Below are 15400 nucleotides of genomic sequence, written 5' to 3' on the forward strand. Positions count from 1 at the left end.
CTCGGGACTCGGGACTCGGGACTCGTGGAAGCGTCAGCGCTCCACTTGTCCGCGCGTTCTGGCATCCCAGTCCCGGGTCCCGAGTCCCGAGTCCCGGAAAAACAATGAAATTCTCTGAAAACTGGCTGCGCAGCCACGTCCCCACCCAGGCCACGCGCGATGAACTGGCTGCGACCCTGACCGCCATCGGTCTGGAGGTCGAAGAGGTCACGCCGCTCGGCGAATCGCTGCAGCAGGTGGTGGTGGCGCGCATCGTCGAAGCGGCGCGGCATCCGGAAGCCGATCGGCTGCAGGTGTGCCAGGTCGATGCCGGGCAGGGCGACTTGCTGCAGATCGTCTGCGGCGCGCCGAACGCGCGCGCCGGGCTGGTCGCGCCGCTGGCGCTGGTCGGCGCCCAGGTCGGCGGCATCGCGATCAAGGCGGCCAGGCTGCGCGGCGTGGAGTCCAACGGCATGCTGTGCTCGGCCAAGGAGCTGGGCCTGGACAGCGATGCGTCGGGCCTGTTGGAGCTGCCCGATGACGCGCCGATCGGCCAGGCGCTGAGCGACTACCTCGGGTTGCCCGACGCCAGCATCGAGATCAAGCTGACCCCGAACCGCGCCGATTGCTTCGGCGTGCGCGGCATCGCCTACGACGTGGCCGCGGCCTGCGCCAGCGAAGTGCTGCCGTTCGCGGCCGAGCCGGTCGCGGTCGCCAGCGAGCGCCGCCTCGAGGTGCGCCTGCAGGCGGGCGGCGATGCGCCGCGCTACTGCGGCCGCGTCGTCGAGGATCTCGACCCGGCGGCGAAGACGCCGCTGTGGATGGCCGAACGCCTGCGCCGCAGCGGCGTGCGCCCGGTGTCGCTGCTGGTCGATATCACCCAGTACGTGATGCTGGAACTGGGCCAGCCGATGCATGCCTTCGACCTGGAGACGCTGCACGGCCCAGTCGGGGTGCGCCGTGCGCGTGCCGGCGAGACGCTGAAACTGCTCGACGGCCGCGACGCGACGCTCGACGACGGCTTCCTGGCCGTCACCGACGGCGACCGCGTGGTCGCCCTGGCCGGCTTGATGGGCGGCCACGACACCCGCGTCACCGACGCGACCCGGCATGTGTTCCTGGAGGCCGCGCACTTCGCGCCGGCGGCGATCATGGGCCGCGGCCGCAAGCTTGGCCTGCATACCGATGCCGGCCACCGGTTCGAGCGCGGCGTGGATCCGGCGCTGCCGCGGCCGGCGCTGGAACTGGCGACGCGGCTGGTGCTGGAACTGGCCGGCGGCCGCGCCGGCCCGGTGGTCGAGGCCGAGCTGCGCGAGCACCTGCCGACCCCGGCGCCGATCGCGCTGCGCCGCACCCGCATCGTGCGCGTGCTCGGCATCGAGATCGTCGACGCCGACGTCGAGCGCATCCTGCGCGCGCTGGGCATGGAGGTCGTCGCAACCGGCAATGGCTGGCAGGTCACCGCGCCGAGCCGCCGCTTCGATATCGCGCTGGAAGAAGACCTGATCGAGGAGCTGGCGCGCATCCACGGCTACGACCGCTTGCCGACCACGCTGCCGGGCGGCGCCTCGCGCATCGCCATGGGCAGCGAGACGCAGCTGGACGAATTGAGCGTGCGCCGCCAGCTGGTCGCGCGCGACATGCTGGAAACCATCAACTACGCCTTCGTCGAGGCGGCCCTGCTCGACCAGTGGGGCCTGGATGCCGGACGCGTGGCGCTGGCCAATCCGCTCAGCGCCGAACTGGCGGTGATGCGTCCGTCGCTGTTGCCGGGGCTGGTCGCGGCGCTGGGCCGCAACGTCGCCCGCCAGGCCGGGCGGGTGCGCCTGTTCGAGCTGGGCAAGGTGTTCGAGGCCGCGGCGACGGCCGGCTCTGCGCCGGCGGAGACGCAGCGCGTGGCGGCGGCGGTATGCGGCGATGCCGATGCGCTGCAGTGGGGCCTGCCGGCACGCAAGGTCGACTTCTACGACCTCAAGGGCGACCTGGACGCGCTGGCCAGCGCTGCCGGTGCGCGCCTGGACTACCGTCCGTCGGCACTGCCATTCGCGCATCCGACCCGTGCCGCCGACGTGTACCGCGATGGCGCGCGGATCGGCTGGATCGGCCAGTTGCATCCGCGCCTGTTGCAGGCGATGCAGATCGACGTGGAGGTGCTCGGCTTCGAGCTGGATCTGGCGCCGCTGGCGGCGCGCGCGCTGCCGCATGCCGCCGAGCTGTCGCGGTTCCCGTCGGTACGCCGCGACCTGGCCTTCCTGGTGCCGGAGGCGGTGGCCTGGTCGGCGCTGGCCGGCAGCGTGCGCGCTGCGGTCGGGCCGCTGCTGCGCGAGGTGGTGCTGTTCGATCGCTACGTCGGGCCGGGGGTCGAGGCGGGTTTCAAGAGTCTCGCTATGGGCTTGATTTTGCAGGACAACTCGCGCACTCTGACGGATCGCGATGTGGATGCCGTGGTCGCCGATGCAGTGGCGGCGCTGGCGCGCGAACACGATGCGCGGATTCGCGGCTGAGACGTAGGGGATAGCAGGGCAATGGCGTTGACCAAAGCGGAAATGGCCGAACGGTTGTTCGACGAAGTCGGGCTGAACAAGCGCGAGGCCAAGGAATTCGTCGATGCTTTCTTCGATGTGCTGCGCGATGCGCTGGAGCAGGGACGGCAGGTGAAGCTGTCCGGTTTCGGCAACTTCGATCTGCGCCGCAAGAACCAACGGCCCGGTCGCAATCCCAAGACCGGCGAAGAAATTCCGATCTCGGCGCGGACGGTGGTGACCTTCCGCCCCGGACAGAAGCTCAAGGAGCGAGTGGAGGCTTATGCTGGACCCGGGCAGTAACCGCGAACTTCCGCCGATTCCGGCCAAGCGCTACTTCACCATCGGTGAGGTCAGCGAGCTGTGCGACGTCAAACCGCACGTGCTGCGCTATTGGGAGACCGAATTTCCCAGCCTTGAACCGGTCAAGCGCCGCGGCAACCGCCGCTACTACCAGCGCCACGACGTGCTGATGGTGCGGCAGATCCGCAGCCTGCTGTACGAACAGGGCTATACGATCGGCGGCGCGCGCTTGCGCCTGGAAGGCGAGGGCGCGCGGCAGGAGTCGGCGCTGAGCAACCAGATCATCAAGCAGGTGCGGCAGGAACTGGAAGAAGTGCTGCAGTTGCTGCGGCGCTGAGCGGCAACCGCGCGACCGGCTAGGAATGGCCGCGCCAATCCCGCTATAATCGCCAGCTCGCCGCGAGGCGGGACCGCCGCAACGGCGGAGTTTTTACCGGGGTATAGCGCAGCCTGGTAGCGCACTAGTCTGGGGGACTAGTGGTCGTCGGTTCGAATCCGGCTACCCCGACCATCTTCGAAGGCCCATGTCAGCGACATGGGCCTTTTTCGTTTTGCGGCGTTCGGGCTGCCTGGGGAACTGCCCGGCGGCAATTGCGTCGCCGCGGCCTCAGGCGCCCGGCTGGCGGGAAGTCGCCGGAGTCATTGCCCCGCAGCTGGGTGCCGATGCACCCGCCCTGGTGGGTCCGTCCCGGCGCGGATCGGTGGCCGGACCGGTTCGGACGAGGGTGTAGACAAACGCGCCCATGCTAGCGAGATGCCTGTGCGGCGGGCAGGAAAGAGCCGGAAACGGCGGGGACGGAAATCCGGCAGCGAACTGCGGAGAAGGGCCGTCAGCGCCTTTACATGCGTCACGTTAACGTCGTGTATTTTGCGACGCAGCTTCGTTCGTCATGCTGAATATTCGGACATGTACTTGAATCCACGCGGTATAGCGTCAAAAAAATGCCGCAGGATGTCTTGGTCAGGACGGGTAGCTGTGCCATAGTGCACTGCAACACGAGGCTTCGCTGTTGGCTTGGGCGGTCGCCCCAGGCAGGAAATGACACTGCAATCGTCTTGCCCGACCGGTGATGGAGCGCTGGCCGGATAGAAGAGTGCGGCGTTCCCAAAACCACTCGACAGAGGGCGTCTGCATCAAGCATGGGTAAACTCTCCGGTACGTTCAACTGGGCATTGTGCCTGGCCCTTTCCTGTCTGCTCTTCCTGTCCGGGTGCAGTAGCGCCGGACCGAAGCTGCCGACGGAATTGCCGCCAGGCGATCCGCTGGCCGCCTCCATGGGACAGCCGGAGTACCTTCTCAGCCCCGGCGATCTGCTGACGGTCAAGGTGTTTCAGGTGGACGATCTGGAACGCCAGGTGCGGGTCGACAACGAGGGCCGCATCTCGCTGCCGCTGGTCGGCGACATCAAGGCGGCCGGGCTCAGCGTCAACGCCTTGCAGAAGGACATCACCGAACGCTACCGCAACGGCTATCTGCAGAACCCGCAGGTGTCGGTGCTGGTCGACGAGTTCACCGGCAACCGGGTCACCGTGACCGGTGCGGTGGGCGAGCCGGGCATCTACCCCATCGTCGGTCCGGCGCTGACCCTGCAGCAGGCGCTGTCGCTGGGCAAGGGCGTCAGCGATGTGGCAAGCCGCGGCAACGTGGTGGTGTTCCGCAACGTCGGCGGGCAGAAGATGCTGGCCCGTTTCGATCTGCGCGATATCCAGAAGGGCATCTCGCCGGATCCTGAAATCTACGGCGGCGACATCGTGGTGGTGTACCGCTCCGATGCGCTCGTCTTGCTGCGCACCGTGGTGCAGCTGACCCCGTTCGTCATGGTCTGGCGGGCATACCGATGAGTTCCTCGAGCATGCACACCCGTTCCTCCTCGGCGCCGCTGAGCCCTGCCGACATCAGCCTGCTGGACTACTGGAACGCCCTGTACCGGCAGCGCTGGCTGATCGTCGGCATCACCACGGCGGTGGTGTTGCTGGCGCTGCTGGTCACGTTGTTGATGACGTCCAAGTACCGCGCCACCAGCGTGCTGCAGATCGAACGCGAGGCCTTGAACGTCACCAACGTGGCGAACCTGATGCCGGTGGAATCGCCGCAGGATCGCGACTTCTACCAGACCCAGTACGAACTGTTGGGCAGCCGCTCGCTGGCGCGGGCGGTGATCCGCGAGGCGCGGCTGACCCAGGATCCGACCTTCAAGCCGCTGGTCGACGAGGCGCTGGAGAAGCTGCAGGGCAATGGCGACGGCCGCGCGCCGTCGCCGCAGGCGCGTGCCGCCACTGCCGAGAACGCGCTGGTCGGCCCGGTGCTGGATGCGTTGACGATCGAGCCGGTGCGCGATTCGCGGCTGGTAAAGATCAACTTCGATTCGCCGGATCGGGTGCTGGCCGCGCGCGTGTCCAATACCTATGCGCAGATGTTCATCGCCTCGACCCAGGAGCGGCGCCTGCAGGCGTCCTCGTTCGCCGCCAAATACCTGTCCGAGCGGCTGGAGCAGCTGCGCGACAAGGTGGAAGAGTCGGAGAAGAACGCGGTCGATTACTCCAGCAAGGAGCAGATCGTGTCGCTGGGCGACGACAAGCCGTCGCTGCCGACACAGAACATGAGCGAGTTGAACGTGCGCCTGGCCGCGGCCCAGGATGCGCGGATCAAGGCCGAGTCGGCCTGGCGCCAGGCCGGCGTCGGCGATGGCATGGGCCTGCCGCAGGTGGTCAGCAGCCCGCTCATCCAGAGCCTGCGCACCGAACAGGTCAAGCTGGAGGCGGATTACCAGCAAAAGCTGGCCACCTTCCAGCCCGGCTATCCGGAGATGCAGCGCCTGCGCAACCAGATCGCCGAGATCAAGCGCCAGATCGGCAACGAGATCGCCAACATCCGCGGCGCGCTGAAGAACGATTACGAAGCGGCGCGGCAGCAGGAGACCCTGTTGTCCGAACGCATCTCCAGCCTCAAGAACGACGAACTGGATCTGCAGACCCGCAGCATCCGCTACAACATGCTCAGGCGCGAAGCCGACACCAACCGCCAGCTCTACGACGCGCTGCTGCAGCGCTACAAGGAGATCGGTGTGGCCGGCAACGTGGGCACCAACAATGTGTCGATCGTCGACCGCGCCGATGTGCCCGGCAAGCCGAATTCGCCGAAGACCTTGCTGAACCTGGCGCTGGCGTTCGTGTTCGGCCTGTTCTCGGCGATCGCCATCGCCTTGATCCGTTATTTCCTGCGCGAAGCCAATGCGGCGGCGGCATGACGCGCATGGCGCGCAGTGCGGCGCGATGCGGCATGACCGCGTTCGCGGCGGATGCGACGACACGCGCACAGCGTCATTTTTTGTACGCGAAATTTTCAGCGAGGTGATACGTGGTTCAGCTAAGGAAGGAGGTGGCCCATTATTTTCCTGAGCAGTTGTATGAAGTCGTCTTGCTGTTGAAGTAACACGGGCTGCCGTGGACCTGGGGTCGGTGAGGAAGGCACCGCAGCGGTCCACTGGCAGATGAGATCGAGGCTCGCATACGTCGCATGTTCCCCCGCATGCCACCGACCGAGTTTGGATGGGAATCCCGACCATGCTTTTGGCAGACCTGAGTAGCGCCACCTATACAACTTCGTCCCCCCGCCTGCTGTCCAAGTACGCAGCAGCGGCGGATATCCTGCTACGCGTATCGGATCTGACGGTCATCGTCGCCGGCGCGCTGGCGACCCACCGCCTGCTGTTCGGCAGCTGGATGCCGGAGGCGTCCTACCGGGTCGCGATCGGCACCACCCTGCTGTATGCGGTGATCTGTTTCGCGCTGTTCCCGCTGTACCGCAGCTGGCGCGGCCGCGGCCTGATGCGCGAGATGATGGTGCTGAGCCTGGCTTGCGGCGGCGTGTTCGCGCTGTTCGCGGTGCATGCCTTCGTGGTGCAGTTCGGCCAGCAGGTCTCGCGGCTGTGGATCGGCCTGTGGTTCGCCACCAGCCTGGCCACGCTGCTGGTCTCGCGCACCATGGTGCGCGGCGTGCTCAACCACCTGCGTTCGGAAGGCGTGGACGTGCAGCGCGTGGTCGTGGTCGGCCTGCGCCATCCGGTGGTCAAGATCCACAACTACCTGAGCCGCAATCCGTGGGTGGGCATGCAACTGGTCGGCTACTTCAGCAGCGACTACGACCTGTCGGTGGCCGACCATCCGAAGAAGCTGCAGTGCCTGGGGGCGGGCACGCCGGAGTCGCTGATCGACTACCTCAACAACAACGAGGTCGAGCAGGTGTGGATCTCGCTGCCGCTGGGCGAGCGCGACCACATCAAGCAGTTGCTGCAGCAGATGGACCGCTATCCGATCCAGGTCAGGCTGATCCCGGATCTGTTCGACTTCGGCATGCTCAACCAGTCCGGCGACCAGATCGGCAACGTGCCGGTGATCAACCTGCGCCAGGGCGGGGTGGATCGCAATACCTACTTCGTGGTCGCCAAGGCGCTGCAGGACAAGGTGGTGGCGTTGGCCGCGCTGGCATTGCTGTGGCCGGTGATGCTGGCGATCGCGCTGGGCGTGAAGCTGAGTTCGCCCGGTCCGGTGTTCTTCCGCCAGCGCCGCCATGGCCTGGGCGGGCGCGAGTTCTACATGTACAAGTTCCGCTCGATGCGCGTGCAGCAGGAGCCCAGCGACGTGGTGGTGCAGGCCAAGCGCGGCGACAGCCGGGTCACCCCGTTCGGCGCGTTCCTGCGCCGCAGCAGCCTGGACGAGCTGCCACAGCTGTTCAACGTGCTCGGCGGCAGCATGTCGGTGGTGGGGCCGCGGCCGCATGCGGCCCAGCACAACACCCACTACGAGAAGCTGATCAACCATTACATGCAGCGGCACTACGTCAAGCCGGGCATCACCGGCTGGGCCCAGGTCAACGGGTTCCGCGGCGAGACGCCTGAGCTGCGCACGATGAAGAAGCGCATCCAATACGACCTGGATTACATCCGGCGTTGGTCGCTGTGGCTGGATACGCGGATCATCGTGCTCACCGCAGTGAAGGTGCTCGGGCAGAAGACCGCCTACTGATGCGACCGATGTACCGTTATCGCGCCGACCGTCCCCACTGCCGGCGCCGCCCCGTCGTCGCCGCCGGTGGCGGGGACGGCGGCGGCTGGGGCGCATGCCGCAGCGCCATCGAGGCCATTGGCTGCAATGTCTTCCGCATCGGGCCTGGCGCCGCCGTTGTGCGGCGGCGGTTGTCGCCGCGCGCCGCCGGGCGCGCCGCCGAGAGGGGTGTCGCGTGCTGAATACCGCCCTCAACGCACCTGCGATGACGCTGCGCGAGCAGCGCCACAACCTGTTGATCGAGCTGGTGCTGCTGTTCGCCATCGGCTACAACTTCCTGCTCGCGGTGGTGAACGCCAAGGTGTTCCGGGTCAGCCCGGCGATGACCTATGTCGTGGAACTGGCGATCTACGGCGCCTGCTTCCTGATCGGCCTGTGGTCGCTGGACCGCAAGCGCACGGCGATGGTGTTCACCGGCATCGGCCTGCTGGCGCTGCTGATGCTGGTGCGGCTGTTCCTGGTCTGGTCGATCGATCCCAAGTTCTTCCGCGACGCGCTGATCCCGTTCGCCTTCCTGGCGCTGGGCGCGGCCTATACCGGTTCGTTGCCGAAACTTTTCCTGCGCATGGCGCTGATCGTGTCGCTGGTGGCGGCATTCGAACTGGCCCTGCCCAAGGTCTACGGCGACGTGGTCAACCCGAAGAGCTACTTCGTCAATGCGCGCGGCGCCAGCGCGTCCAGCTTCTGGAACCAGGACAGCAACCTGTTCGTCAGCGCGACCCGGCCGGGCGCGCGCAACTTCCTGCCGTCTTCCAATCTGCCGCGCGCCTCCTCGGTGTTCATCGAGCCGGTGACGATGGGCAACTTCATCATCTTCTTCACCGCGATCCTGCTGACCTTCTGGCGCTGGATGCGGCCGGTGGGCATCGCCGCGTCGGTGGCGATGATCGGCTTTTTGATCGTGGCCTCGGACGGGCGCCTGGCGGCCGGCACCTGCGTGATGATGGTGGCGCTGACGCCGCTGCTGCTGCGCATGGACCAGCGCCTGGGTTTCCTGATCTTCTTCGGCGTGTTGCTGGGCGCATGGCTGATGGTGTGGGCATCGGGCATCCAGAGCTACGAGGACACCACCCTGGGGCGGGTGTTCTTCACCGTGTATTCGATCCGCAACATGACCGCCGAATCGTGGCTGGGCCTGGATTTCGACACGCCGTACAAGTATTTCGACAGCGGCATCGCCTACTTCATCTCCTCGCAGTCGGTGGTGCTGGTGCTGGCGTTCCTGCTCGCCTATTCGTTCGCGATGCTGATGCGCACGATCGAGGGCCAACTATTCAAGAACCTGCTGATCTTCGCGTTCGCGTTGAGCCTGCTGGTGTCCAACGGCTATTTCTCGATCAAGACCGCGGCGCTGTGGTGGTTCGTGTGCGGCTGCCTGTGGCAGATGGTGCCGCGGCAGTCCGCGCCGGATGCGCTGCCGCCGGCCAGCGGCCCGACGCGGCAAGCGGCGGTGGCGACATGAGCGTCCCCACGCAGACCGTGCAGACGGTGTTGGCCGAGCAGCCGACCACGACCGGCGTACGCGGCACGCGCGATGCGCGCATCGATGCGGCCAAGGCGCTGGCGATCCTGCTGGTGGTGTTCGGCCACGCCAAGGGCATCCCGCATGCCTATGTGATCCTCGCCTACAGCTTCCATGTGCCGATGTTCTTCGTGTTGTCCGGCTGGGTCGGCGAAGCGTTCGGCAAGCGCCCGCTGGGCATGGCGACCTGGACCAAACTGGCGCGCAGCCTGCTGCTGCCGTACCTGGCGTTCTTCGTGGTCGGGTACGTCTACTGGATGCTGACCCGCAACATCGGTTCCAAGGCGCAGCTGTGGGGCGACCGGCCGTGGTGGGAGCCGCTGCTGGGCCTGGTCAGCGGCATCGGACCCAAGCTCTACGTGATGCCGGCGCTGTGGTTCCTGCCGGCGCTGTTCGTGACCACGTTGACCTATCTGTACCTGCGCCGGCACCTGTCGCTGGAGCTGCTGGCGGTGCTGTCGCTGTTGCTGGCCTGGGCCTGGGCGATCTGGTTTCCGACCCAGGATTACCGGCTTCCGTTTGCGCTGGATGTACTACCGGTGTCGTTGTGCTTCTTCGCGATCGGCGCGGCCGCGGCCAAGCGCAGCGGCCAGCTGCCGAGCAGCCGCGCGGGCAACGCGCTGGCCGCGCTGCTGCTCGGCGCGGCGTGGTTCGCGATCGCCTGGAACAACGGCCGGGTGGACGTGAACATGATGAAATTCGGCCATTCGCCGCTCGGTTTCCTCGCCGCCAGCCTGCTCGGCAGCGCGATGGCGCTGTGCGCGGCGCGGCTGGTGCAGGACTGGGCGTGGCTGCAGTGGATCGGGCGCAACACCTTGCTGATCCTGTGCACGCATACGCTGCTGTTCTCGGTCATGGCCGGCGTGGCCAGCCGCACCGGCCTGGTCCGCGGCGATGCGTGGGGGCCGGCCTGGGCGGTATCGGTGAGCGTGTTCGCGGTGCTCGCCAGCGTGCCGATGCGTGCGGTGATCGTGCGCGTGGCGCCGTGGATGATCGGGCTGCGGCGCGAGCCGGCAACACAGGAGGCGAGCTGATGGCGCTATCGCAATGCTGCATGTGGTCCCGCGGGAGCGCTCGATGAAGGTGGTACATGTGGTGCGCCAGTTCCATCCGTCGGTGGGCGGCATGGAGGAGGTCGTACTGAACATCGCGCGGCGGCATCTGCAACAGGGCCGCGACCAGGTCGAGGTGGTGACCCTGGACCGGGTCTTCACCCGGCCGCAGGAGCGGCTCGCGCAGCGCGATGCCTACCAGGGCGTGCCGATCGTGCGCGTGCCGTTCCGCGGCTCCTCGCGCTATCCGCTGGCGCCGAAGGTGCTGGCCGCGCTGCGCGGCGCCGATCTGGTGCACGTGCACGGCATCGATTTCTTCTACGACTTCCTGGCCTTGACCCGCGTGCTGCACGGCACGCCGATGATCGTCTCCACCCATGGCGGGTTCTTCCATACCACCTACGCCTCGCGCCTGAAGATGCTGTGGTTCAAGACGCTGACCCGGGCCTCGGCCTGGGCCTATGCGCGGGTCGTGGCGACCAGCGAGAACGATGGCGAGGTGTTCTCCGCGGTGGTCGCGCCGCAGCGGCTGCGGGTGATCGAGAACGGCGTGGACGTGGGCAAGTTCGCCGGGCAGGGCAGCGCCACGCCAGGGCGCACCCTGATCTATTTCGGGCGCTGGTCGGTCAACAAGGGCCTGCTGGAGACGCTGGACCTGCTGCGCGCGCTGGCGGCGCAGGATCCGGCCTGGCAACTGATAGTGGCCGGGCGCGAATACGACTTCAGCCACGCCGATCTGCTGCAGGCGATCGCCGAGCGCGGCCTGCAGGGCCGCGTGCAACTGCGCGTGGCGCCCTCGCAGGAGGAACTGGCGCAACTGCTCGGCAGCGCGCAGTACTTCGTGTGCCTGTCGCGGCACGAAGGCTTCGGCCTGGCCGCGGTCGAGGCGATGAGCGCCGGCCTGCTGCCGGTGCTGAGCGACATCCCGCCGTTCGCACGCCTGGTGCGCGAATCGGCGCAAGGCGTGCTGCTGGATCCGGCCGATCCGCAGCGCGCCGCCGCTGCCGTGCAGGCCTACGCGGCCGCCACCGACGCGACGTTCCCCGCGCAGCGGCAGGCGGCCATGGCCTATGCGCAGCGCTACGACTGGGAGCATGTGGTCGGCGCCTATCTGGACGAATACCGCGCGGTACTTGGCAAGACGGAGGGAGTGCGATGACCGGCGAACCGCGTTGCAGCGGCGATGCGCGCGTGCCCGGTCCGCCGATCACCGTGCTGCTGTCGACCGAACGGCCGACCGCGACCACCAATCCCTATCTGACCCAGCTGTACGCGGCATTGCCGCAGCAGGTGCAGTTGCGCTTCTTCTCGATGCGCGCGGCGCTGCTGTCGCGCTACGACGTGCTGCACGTGCACTGGCCCGAATACATGCTGCGGCACCGCACCGGCCTGGGCACGCTGGCCAAGCAGGCGTGCATGGCGCTGCTGCTGCTGCGGCTGAAGGTGAGCGGCGTGCCGCTGGTGCGCACCCTGCACAACGTGGCCCCGCACGAGGACAAGGGCTGGCGCGAGCGCCTGCTGCTGCGCTGGACCGATCGGCTGACCGCGCGCTGGATCCGCATCAACGCCACCACCCCCGAGCGCGCACCGGCCACCGACACCATCCTGCACGGCCACTACCGCGACTGGTACGCGGCCATGCCGCAACCGCGGCGGGTGCGCGGACGCCTGCTGCATTTCGGCCTGCTGCGCCCGTACAAGGGCGTGGAAACCCTGGTCGCGACGCTGCAGGCCCTGCCAGATCCGGCACTGAGCCTGCGCATCGCCGGCAATCCGGTCAATTCGGAGATCCGCGCCGTGGTCGAACAGGCCTGCGCCGCCGATCCGCGGATCAGCGCGCGCCTGCAGTACGTGGAAGACGAGGTCTTGGCGCGCGAAGTCGGCGAGGCCGAACTGGTGGTGTTGCCGTACCGGCAGATGCACAACTCCGGCACGCTGCTGCTGGCGCTTTCGCTGGCGCGGCCGGTGCTGGCGCCGTGGAACGAGGCCACTGCGGCGATCGCCGACGAGGTCGGGCCGGAGTGGGTGCTGCTGTACCAGGGCGAGCTGGACGCGGCGCAGCTGGCCGGGGCCCTGGCGCAGGCGCAGCGCCTGCCCGCCGACGCGGTGCCGGACCTGTCGCGGCGCGACTGGAGCGCGATCGGCGTGCAGCATTACCGCAGTTATCTGGATGCGCGCGGCATGCGCAGCGAGGCAGGGGCATGAGCGCGACCGAAACACCGGGGCCCGCCGCGCCGCCGGAGCGCAGCCTCGGCTCGCGCGCCGCCGGCGGCGCGGCGGTGACCATGGCCGGGCAGCTGGCGAAGATGGTGGTGCAGTTCGGCGGCATCGTGCTGCTGGCGCGCTTGCTGACGCCCTACGACTACGGGCTGATGGCGATGGTCACCGCGATCGTCGGCATGGCCGAGATCCTGCGCGACTTCGGCCTGTCCTCGGCCGCGATCCAGGCCAAGCACGTCAGCCGCGAGCAGCGCGACAACCTGTTCTGGATCAACAGCGGCATCGGCCTGGTGCTGGCGATCGTGGTGTTCCTGTCCTCGTCGTGGATCGCGCACTTCTATCGCGAGCCGGCGCTGCTGGGCATCTCGCAGGCGCTGGCGGTGACCTTCCTGCTCAACGGCATGACCACCCAGTACCGCGCGCATCTCAGCCGCGGGCTGCGCTTCGGCCAGGTGTCGCTGAGCGATGTCGGCGCGCAGGTGATGGGCCTGATCGCCGGCGTCGGCGTGGCCCTGGCCGGCTACGGCTACTGGGCGCTGGTCTGGCAGCAGGTGGTGCAGGCGCTGGTCAACCTGGCCATCGCCGGCGCCTGCGCGCGCTGGCTGCCGCGCGGTTACCGCCGCGACGCGCCGATGCGCGCGTTCCTGAGCTTCGGCTGGAACCTGATGGCCGCGCAGTTGCTCGGCTACGCCAGCCGCAACGTCGGCCAGGTGATCATCGGCCACCGCATCGGCGCCGAGGCGCTGGGCCTGTACAACCGCGCGTTCCAGCTGTTGATGATGCCGCTGAACCAGATCAATGCGCCGGCCACCTCGGTGGCGCTGCCGGTGCTGTCGCAGCTGCAGGACGATCCGCCGCGCTTCGGCAGCTTCCTGCTGCGCGGGCAGACGGTGATGGTGCACCTGATCGTGGCGCTGTTCTCCTGCGCCTGCGCGCTGGCGCTGCCGCTGATCGTGCTGGTGCTCGGCGAACAATGGCGCCCGGCGGTGCCGCTGTTCCAGGTGCTGACCCTCGGCGGCATCTTCCAGACCGCGTCCTACGCCACCTACTGGGTGTTCCTGGCGCATGGCCTGATGCGCGAACAGCTGGTGTATTCGGTGGTCGGGCGGGTGATGCTGATCGCCTGCATCTTCGCCGGCTCGGCCTGGGGCGTGATGGGCGTGACCGTCGGCTACACGCTGGGCCTGCTGGTGATGTGGCCGCTGTCGGTGATCTGGATCGCCAAGGTGGCGCCGCAGGTGCCGGCGCTGGAATTGTTCAACAATGGCCTGCGCGCGATCCTCGGCTACGGGGCCGCCGGCGTGGCGGCGTACTTCGCCGCGCAGCAGTGGGGCGGCAGTTCGCTGTGGCAGCAGCTGGCGGTGGGCGGCGCGGCGATGGCGCTGGGCTGCGTGCTGGTGTTCGCGCTGTGGCCGGCGTTCCGCCGCGACGTGATGGCGATCCTCAACATGCGCACGCTGTTGCGCGATGCCAGGGCCAAACGATGACCCGCGAGCAGGCGATTCTTCCCGACACCCCTCACCGCAAAGGAGCGATGGCATGAGCGATTCTTCCGCAGCGGCGACGCTCGCCGCGGCACCGGCCGCGGCCCTTGCCGGACGCCCGCCGTGCTATCTGGTGCTGTCGGCGCACGACTACCGCACGCCGCGCCGCGCCAACATCCACTTCATCGCCGACGAGCTGGCCAAGCGCGGCACCACGCGTTTCTTCTCGCTGCGCTACAGCCTGCTGTCGCGGATGAAGGGCGACCTGCGGCTGCCGCTGGACGCCACCGCCAACACCGTGGTCAAGCACAACGGCGTGGACTGCTATCTGTGGCGCGCGCCGCTGCATCCGTTCAACACGCGGCGGCGCTGGCTGCGCCCGCTGGAAGACCTGATGTTCAAGCTGTATGCGGCCAAGCCGCCGGCCACGCTGCTGCGCTGGATGCAGGAAGCGGATGTGATCGTGTTCGAAAGCGGCATCGCGGTGGCCTTCATCGAGCTGGCGGCACGCATCAACCCGACCGCGCGCAAGGTCTACCGTGCCTCCGACGGCCTGAGCACGATCAACGTCGCCGACTACATCGAGCGCGAATTCGACCGCGTGGCGCCGAGCCTGGACGTGATCGCGCTGGTGTCGCCGGCGATGGCCGAGGAGATCTCCAGCCGCCACAACGTGTTCCACGTCGGCCATGGCGTGGACCACAACCTGGACGCGCTCGGCGATCCGTCGCCGTACGGCGAGGGCATCCATGCGGTGGCGGTCGGTTCGATGCTGTTCGATCCGGAATTCTTCGTCGCCGCCAGCCGCGCCTTCCCGCAGGTCACCTTCCACGTGATCGGCTCGGGCATGGGTCGCGCGCCGGGCTACGGCGACAACGTGGTGGTGTACGGCGAAATGAAGCACGCCGAGACCATCGGCTACATCAAGCACGCGCGCTTCGGCATCGCGCCGTACGCGTCGGAGCAGGTGCCGGTGTATCTGGCCGACAGCTCGATGAAACTGCTGCAGTACGATTTCTTCGGCCTGCCGGCGGTGTGTCCGAACGCGGTGGTCGGCAGCTACCAGTCGCGCTTCGGCTATACCCCGGGCGACGAGGCCTCGATCGTGGCGGCGATCGAAAAGGCGCTGCAGGCGCCGCACGTGCGCCACCGCCAATGCCTGAGCTGGTCCGAGACCACCGACCGTGTCCTGGATCCGTCGGCCTATCCGGAAACCCGGCTTTTCGCCGGCGAGAGCGCCTGACACGGAGTTCG

General features: G+C 67.8%; 12 protein-coding genes and 1 tRNA gene. All 13 read left to right on the forward strand.

Going from position 1 to position 15400, the window contains the following annotated elements:
- The first annotated feature begins 104 nt into the window (after nucleotides 1-104).
- The 13 genes from pheT to NRY95_09335 all read left to right on the forward strand — a co-directional run bounded on the left by pheT (nucleotide 105) and on the right by NRY95_09335 (nucleotide 15389).
- Nucleotides 105-2483 carry a phenylalanine--tRNA ligase subunit beta gene (gene pheT, locus NRY95_09275; GenBank protein UYC18119.1) on the forward strand — a complete coding sequence of 793 codons (2379 nt, stop codon included), beginning with the start codon at nucleotides 105-107 and terminating at the stop codon, nucleotides 2481-2483.
- Nucleotides 2484-2504: 21 nt separating this feature from the next.
- Nucleotides 2505-2804 carry an integration host factor subunit alpha gene (locus NRY95_09280; GenBank protein ID UYC18120.1) on the forward strand — a complete coding sequence of 100 codons (300 nt, stop codon included), beginning with the start codon at nucleotides 2505-2507 and terminating at the stop codon, nucleotides 2802-2804.
- Complete coding sequence (locus tag NRY95_09285) at nucleotides 2785-3141, forward strand: MerR family transcriptional regulator (GenBank protein UYC18121.1); 357 nt, start codon at nucleotides 2785-2787, stop codon at nucleotides 3139-3141. The genes NRY95_09280 and NRY95_09285 overlap by 20 nt, the downstream gene beginning before the upstream one ends.
- Nucleotides 3142-3238: 97 nt before the next feature.
- Nucleotides 3239-3315, forward strand: a tRNA-Pro gene (locus NRY95_09290).
- A 629-nt stretch (nucleotides 3316-3944) separates the two neighbouring features.
- Nucleotides 3945-4646 (forward strand): polysaccharide export protein, encoded by a 702-nt coding sequence (locus NRY95_09295; protein ID UYC18122.1) that lies wholly within the window; start codon nucleotides 3945-3947, stop codon nucleotides 4644-4646.
- Nucleotides 4628-6052 (forward strand): GumC family protein, encoded by a 1425-nt coding sequence (locus tag NRY95_09300; protein UYC18548.1) that lies wholly within the window; start codon nucleotides 4628-4630, stop codon nucleotides 6050-6052. Before NRY95_09295 ends, NRY95_09300 begins: the two co-directional genes overlap by 19 nt.
- A gap of 316 nt (nucleotides 6053-6368) precedes the next feature.
- On the forward strand, nucleotides 6369-7829 hold the full coding sequence (locus NRY95_09305) for an undecaprenyl-phosphate glucose phosphotransferase (GenBank protein UYC18123.1): 1461 nt from the start codon (nucleotides 6369-6371) through the stop codon (nucleotides 7827-7829).
- Nucleotides 7830-8073: 244 nt separating this feature from the next.
- A complete protein-coding gene (locus NRY95_09310; GenBank protein UYC18549.1) occupies nucleotides 8074-9330 on the forward strand; it encodes a polysaccharide biosynthesis protein GumE in 1257 nt (418 codons plus the stop codon).
- Entirely contained in the window at nucleotides 9327-10424 is a 1098-nt protein-coding gene (locus NRY95_09315) for an acyltransferase family protein (protein UYC18124.1), read from the forward strand. The genes NRY95_09310 and NRY95_09315 overlap by 4 nt, the downstream gene beginning before the upstream one ends.
- 43 nt (nucleotides 10425-10467) lie before the next feature.
- Nucleotides 10468-11601, forward strand: coding sequence for a glycosyltransferase family 4 protein (locus tag NRY95_09320; GenBank protein UYC18125.1), 1134 nt, complete (start codon nucleotides 10468-10470; stop codon nucleotides 11599-11601).
- Nucleotides 11598-12647 carry a GDP-mannose--glycolipid 4-beta-D-mannosyltransferase gene (locus NRY95_09325; protein UYC18126.1) on the forward strand — a complete coding sequence of 350 codons (1050 nt, stop codon included), beginning with the start codon at nucleotides 11598-11600 and terminating at the stop codon, nucleotides 12645-12647. Before NRY95_09320 ends, NRY95_09325 begins: the two co-directional genes overlap by 4 nt.
- Entirely contained in the window at nucleotides 12644-14149 is a 1506-nt protein-coding gene (locus NRY95_09330; protein ID UYC18127.1) for a lipopolysaccharide biosynthesis protein, read from the forward strand. Before NRY95_09325 ends, NRY95_09330 begins: the two co-directional genes overlap by 4 nt.
- Before the next feature lie 52 nt (nucleotides 14150-14201).
- Nucleotides 14202-15389, forward strand: coding sequence for a glycosyltransferase family 1 protein (locus NRY95_09335; GenBank protein ID UYC18128.1), 1188 nt, complete (start codon nucleotides 14202-14204; stop codon nucleotides 15387-15389).
- Nucleotides 15390-15400 lie beyond the last annotated feature (11 nt).

This window comes from Xanthomonas campestris pv. phormiicola, from assembly GCA_025666215.1.
Lineage (GTDB): Bacteria > Pseudomonadota > Gammaproteobacteria > Xanthomonadales > Xanthomonadaceae > Xanthomonas_A > Xanthomonas_A campestris_A.

Excerpts from the sequence above, each read along its gene's own strand:
- pheT (UYC18119.1), top strand. The coding sequence starts at position 105 with ATGAAATTCTCTGAAAACTGGCTGCGCAGCCACGTCCCCACCCAGGCC.
- NRY95_09280 (UYC18120.1), top strand. The coding sequence starts at position 2,505 with ATGGCGTTGACCAAAGCGGAAATGGCCGAACGGTTGTTCGACGAAGTC.
- NRY95_09285 (UYC18121.1), top strand. The coding sequence starts at position 2,785 with ATGCTGGACCCGGGCAGTAACCGCGAACTTCCGCCGATTCCGGCCAAG.
- NRY95_09295 (UYC18122.1), top strand. The coding sequence starts at position 3,945 with ATGGGTAAACTCTCCGGTACGTTCAACTGGGCATTGTGCCTGGCCCTT.
- NRY95_09305 (UYC18123.1), top strand. The coding sequence starts at position 6,369 with ATGCTTTTGGCAGACCTGAGTAGCGCCACCTATACAACTTCGTCCCCC.
- NRY95_09310 (UYC18549.1), top strand. The coding sequence starts at position 8,074 with ATGACGCTGCGCGAGCAGCGCCACAACCTGTTGATCGAGCTGGTGCTG.
- NRY95_09315 (UYC18124.1), top strand. The coding sequence starts at position 9,327 with ATGAGCGTCCCCACGCAGACCGTGCAGACGGTGTTGGCCGAGCAGCCG.
- NRY95_09320 (UYC18125.1), top strand. The coding sequence starts at position 10,468 with ATGAAGGTGGTACATGTGGTGCGCCAGTTCCATCCGTCGGTGGGCGGC.
- NRY95_09325 (UYC18126.1), top strand. The coding sequence starts at position 11,598 with ATGACCGGCGAACCGCGTTGCAGCGGCGATGCGCGCGTGCCCGGTCCG.
- NRY95_09330 (UYC18127.1), top strand. The coding sequence starts at position 12,644 with ATGAGCGCGACCGAAACACCGGGGCCCGCCGCGCCGCCGGAGCGCAGC.
- NRY95_09335 (UYC18128.1), top strand. The coding sequence starts at position 14,202 with ATGAGCGATTCTTCCGCAGCGGCGACGCTCGCCGCGGCACCGGCCGCG.